Below are 5,100 nucleotides of genomic sequence, written 5' to 3'. Positions count from 1 at the left end.
GGCAGAGGACTGAAAGCCACACCCGGACCCCCTGGGTGAGCCAACCCTACGAATGGCTCGCTCATCCCGATCAACAAGGTAGGGAGGACTGACGGGTCAGCGCATCAGCACCCCGGCCCCCTCGCCCGTCTCCTCCGACGGCACCGCCACCAGACCCAGCTCCGCGCCGGAGGCGAGCAGGCGGTGGGCCGGGAGGATGCGGACCGTGTAGCCGTAGGGGCCGGTGCGGTCCAGGGAGAGCGGGCCTTCGTAGATCCAGCGGCCGTCCGGGTCCGGGCCGCCCGCCGGTTTCAGCGGGACCGCCGTCGCGTCCGCGATGCGGTCCTCCTCGTCGACCCGGCCCGAGACCGCCTGCACCTCGACGTCGTCCGGCCCGAGGCCGCCGAGGCCGACGCGCACCCGGAGGCCGAGGGTGGTGCCGAGTTCGGCCGTGGCCGTGGCCGAGGCCATGGCGGCGGACGTCTCCACGTGGTCGACCGTCACGTCGTGCCAGGCCGCCCGCACCCGCGCCTTCCACGTGGCGAGCTCGCGCGCCGCCTCCGGATCCATCGCGCGGTGGGCGTGGGCGGCCGGGGCGTACAGACGGTCGACGTACTCGCGGACCATGCGGCCGGCCAGCACCTTGGGGCCGAGCAGGGTCAGGGTCCGGCGGACCATCTCGATCCAGCGGTCGGGCAGCCCGCCCTGGCCGCGCTCGTAGAAGCGGGGCATGACCCGCTGTTCGAGCAGGTCGTACAGGGCGGCGGCCTCGATGTCGTCGCGGTGGCCGGGGTCCTCCCCCATGACCGAACGCATGGGGGCACCCCCGTCCCCGCCGTCCGCGGTCGGGATGGCCCAGCCGAAGTCGGGCTGGAACCACTCGTCCCACCAGCCGTCCAGCACCGACAGGTTCAGGCAGCCATTGAGCGCCGCCTTCATACCGGACGTCCCGCACGCCTCCAGCGGCCGCAGCGGGTTGTTCAGCCAGACGTCACAGCCGTGGTAGAGCTTCTGCGCCATCGCCATGCCGTAGTCCGGCAGGAAGACGATCCGGTGGCGCACCCGCGGGTCGTCGGCGAACCGCACCAGCTCCTGGATGAGCCGCTTGCCGCCGTCGTCCGCCGGGTGCGCCTTGCCCGCGACCACGATCTGGATCGGCCGCTCGGGATGCAGCAGGAGGCTCATCAGGCGGTCCTGGTCCCGCAGCATCAGCGTCAGCCGCTTGTACGACGGGACGCGCCGCGCGAACCCGATGGTCAGGACGTCCGGGTCGAGCACGCCGTCGATCCAGCCCAGCTCGGCCGTCCCGGCGCCGCGCTGCCGCCAGGAGGCGCGCAGCCGCTGCCGCACCTCCGCCACCAGCTGCTCCCGCAGGTCCCGGCGCAGCTCCCAGATGTCCAGGTCGGGAATGTCAGCGACGGAGTCCCAGCGGTTCGAACCGCCGACGGACAGCGCGTCCTCGGTGCGCTGGGTGCCGATCTGCCGGGCGCCGAGCCGGAAGACCTCCGGGGCCACCCAGGTCGGTGCGTGCACCCCGTTGGTCACCGAGGTGATCGGCACCTCGTCGGGGTCGAATCCCGGCCACAGTCCGGAGAACATCTCGCGGCTGACGCGCCCGTGCAGCAACGAGACGCCGTTGGCGCGCTGGGCCAGGCGCAGACCCATCACGGCCATGTTGAACAGGTTCGGCTCGCCGCCCGGGTAGGTCTCCATGCCGAGGTGCAGGATGCGCTCGACGTCGATGCGCGGCAGCTCGGCGTCGGGGCCGAAGTGGCGGGCGACCAGCTCGCGGTCGAAGCGGTCGATTCCGGCCGGAACGGGCGTGTGGGTGGTGAACACGGTCCCGGCGCGCACCGCCTCCAGGCCGGAGTCGAAGTCCAGCCCCTGGTCGCAGAGTTCCGCGATGCGCTCCAGACCGAGGAAGCCGGCGTGGCCCTCGTTGGTGTGGAACACCTCCGGCTCGGGGTGGCCGCTGAGCCGGCAGTACGTCCGCACCGCCCGGACCCCTCCTATGCCGAGCAGCATCTCCTGCAGCAGCCGGTGCTCGCTGCCGCCGCCGTAGAGCCGATCGGTCACCCCGCGCTCACCGAGGTCGTTCTCCTCGACGTCGGAGTCCAGCATCAGCAGCGGGATCCGGCCGACCTGGGCCAGCCAGATGCGGGCGTGCAGTGCCTTGCCGCCGGGCAGCGCGAGCGAGACCTGGGCCGGGGCGCCGTCGGCCTCCTTCAGCAGGGTGACGGGCAGCTCGTTGGGGTCGAGGACCGGGTAGTGCTCCTGCTGCCAGCCGTCCCGGGACAGGGTCTGGCGGAAGTAGCCGTGCCGGTACAGCAGCCCGACGCCGATCAGCGGTACGCCGAGATCGCTGGCCGCCTTCAGGTGGTCGCCGGCGAGGATGCCGAGGCCGCCGGAGTACTGCGGCAGGGCGGCCGTGATGCCGAACTCGGGGGAGAAATAGGCGATGGCGGCGGGGAGTCCGTCGGACTGGGCGACCTGGTACCAGCGGTCGCCGGTCACGTAGTCGTGCAGGTCGTCGGCGGCCGCGGTCAGGCGGCGCAGGAAGCGGCGGTCCTCGGCCAGCTCGGCGAGCCGTGCGGGGCGCACGCTGCCGAGGAGGCGTACGGGGTCGCAGCCCGTGGCGGCCCAGCGTTCCGGGTCGACGGACTGGAACAGGTCGCGCGTCTCGGCGTGCCAGGACCAGCGCAGGTTGCGAGCCAGCTCGCTGAGCGGCCGGAGGGGCTCGGGGAGAACGGGACGGACGGTGAACCGACGGATCGCCTTCACATTCCACCTCAGCAGACGTGCCCGGAGTCTGTGGACGCACGGCTCTGTGCGCCCCGTCACACACGACGGTACCGGTGTCGGTGCGGCCGCCGCTGCGGGCTGCCGCGCACAGACCAGACCCAAGCCGTCCGGAAAAACACCCGTAGGCCACCTTGTAGCCCCTTCCCACCGCACGAGACGCTGCTGCCCTACCCGAGTCGAGGAGGGGAACTCGGAATGGCACGGACGCGGACACGGCGTCTGCGCCGGGTGGGGGGCCTGACCGCGGTGATCTGTGCCGCGGCACTGTTGGCCGTCACCCTGCCCGCGCACGCCGCCCCGGAGGGGCAGATACCCGGCGCCGGCCGGCCCGGCTCCGTCAGCGGAAGCTACCTGGTGACGCTCAAGGGGAGCACGCAGGCTCCGTCGGCTGCCGGAAAGGGCATCGCCGAGAAGTACGGGGCGAGAATCAGCCAGACCTACGGCACGGCCCTGAACGGCTACGCCGTCCGCGCCGACGAGAGACAGGCGAGGCGCCTCGCGGCGGATCCCCGCGTCGCCTCGGTGGTCCCGGACAGCCGCGTGGCGTTCGACCGCACCCAGAAGAACCCGCCGTCCTGGGGCCTGGACCGCCTGGACCGGCGCACCCTGCCGCTGAACAATTGCTACACCTGGCCGGACTCCGGGGGCAGGGGTGTGACGGTGTACGTGATCGACACCGGCATCCGGATCACCCACAAGGACTTCGGCAGCCGCGCGAGCTACGGCTGGGACTTCATCGGAAACGACAACACCGCCCAGGACGGCAACGGCCACGGCACGCACGTCGCGGGCACCATCGCCGGCACGACGTACGGCGTCGCCAAGAAGGCCCGGGTCGTCGCCGTACGGGTCCTCGGCAACGACGGCACCGGGACGACGTCCCAGGTCATCGCGGGCATCGACTGGGTCACCCGGCACGCGCACAAGCCCGCGGTCGCCAACCTCAGCCTGGGCGGCTCCTACAGCGCCCAACTCGACGCCGCCGTACGCAACTCGATCAAGGCCGGCGTCACCTACACCGTTGCCGCGGGCAACAACGGCCTTCCGGCCGGCCTCTACTCCCCCGCGGACGTGCCGGAGGCGATCACGGTCGGCGCCACCGACGGCAGGGACGCGCGGGCCGGCTTCTCGAACTTCGGCTCGGCCCTCGACCTGTTCGCCCCGGGCGTGTCGATCATCTCGGCGTCCTCCGCGAGCGACACCGGGAAGGCAACGTACTCGGGAACGTCGATGGCGGCGCCGCACGCGGCGGGCGCGGCCGCGCTCCACTTGTCCGGCCATCCGAAGGCCACTCCCGCACAGGTCGCGAACGCGCTGGCCGCGGGCGCGGCGTCCGGCAAGGTCTCCGGCGCGGGGCTCGGCTCGCCGAACAAACTCCTGCAGGTACCGCGGACGTAGGGGCAGCGCGCCTGCACCGGCCCCGTCCGCGCGCGGACGGGGCCGGTCCTGTGTGCGGACGGGGCCGGTCTTGTGTGTCGACATACGCGTGAGTAGTTAACAAAGTGCCGGATTGCTCACCCGAATAGGGTGGGAAGGCTCCACCGGTACACCCCACAGGTAGACCACGCAGGACCCACCTCCCCACACACCTCCGCCCACACCCTCGTTGACGCGGACAGGAGCGGTCATGCCCGCCACGCACCACTCGGCAGCACCCCCGACAACAAGCACTCCTCCCACCGGCGCGTCACCGGCGCGCCCCCTCGACGCCGGTCCGCCGGCCCCGGAGCGACCCTCCGCGGGCGACGCCACCGCCGTCGGGCGCATCCCCGTCCTCGACGTCCGCCCGATCGTCCTGCACGGCCGCAGGCCCGCCAAGGCGGTGACCGGCGAGTCGTTCGAGGTCTCGGCCACCGTGTTCCGCGAGGGCCACGACGCCGTGGCCGCGAACGTCGTACTGCGGGATCCGGAGGGCCGCCCCGGCCCCTGGACCCCCATGCGCGAACTGGCCCCCGGCACCGACCGCTGGGGGGCCACCGTGACCGCCGGGGAGCCCGGCCGCTGGACGTACACGGTCGAGGCCTGGGCGGACCCCGTCACCACCTGGCGGCACCACGCCCAGATCAAGATCCCCGCGGGACTGGACACCGAACTGGTCCTGGAGGAGGGGGCGCGACTGTACGAGCGGGCTGCCGCCGGCGTGCCGAAGCACGACGGAAAACGGGACGTCCTCCTGGCCGCGGTGGACGCCCTGCGGGACGAGGGCCGCCCGGCCGCTGCCCGTCTGGCGGCGGCGTTGACGCCGGAGGTGGAGGCGGTGCTGGCCCGTCACCCGCTGCGGGAGCTGGTGACCGCCTCCGAGCCGCTGGTGCTGCTGGT

3 protein-coding genes are annotated in these 5,100 nt (G+C 72.7%); 2 read left to right on the top strand and 1 reads right to left on the bottom strand.

Annotation, left to right across the window (positions count from 1 at the left end; genetic code table 11):
- Positions 1 to 96: 96 nt before the first annotated feature.
- Complete coding sequence (locus tag ABZV31_RS37975) at positions 97 to 2,760, bottom strand: glycosyltransferase family 1 protein (RefSeq protein WP_355901413.1); 2,664 nt, start codon at positions 2,758 to 2,760, stop codon at positions 97 to 99.
- A 216-nt stretch (positions 2,761 to 2,976) separates the two neighbouring features.
- Between ABZV31_RS37975 and ABZV31_RS37970 the strand changes: the two genes are divergently transcribed.
- A complete protein-coding gene (locus ABZV31_RS37970) occupies positions 2,977 to 4,179 on the top strand; it encodes a S8 family peptidase (RefSeq protein ID WP_355901411.1) in 1,203 nt (400 codons plus the stop codon).
- Positions 4,180 to 4,408: 229 nt separating this feature from the next.
- The coding region (locus tag ABZV31_RS37965) for a maltotransferase domain-containing protein (protein ID WP_355901409.1) at positions 4,409 to 5,100 on the top strand (692 nt) is incomplete at its 3' end.

The sequence above is a fragment of the Streptomyces sp. NPDC005202 genome (assembly GCF_040608235.1).
In the GTDB taxonomy this organism is placed as follows: Bacteria; Actinomycetota; Actinomycetes; order Streptomycetales; family Streptomycetaceae; genus Streptomyces.
Note: the sequence above shows the minus strand (reverse complement) of the source record. Positions and strands in the feature narration are given on the sequence as shown.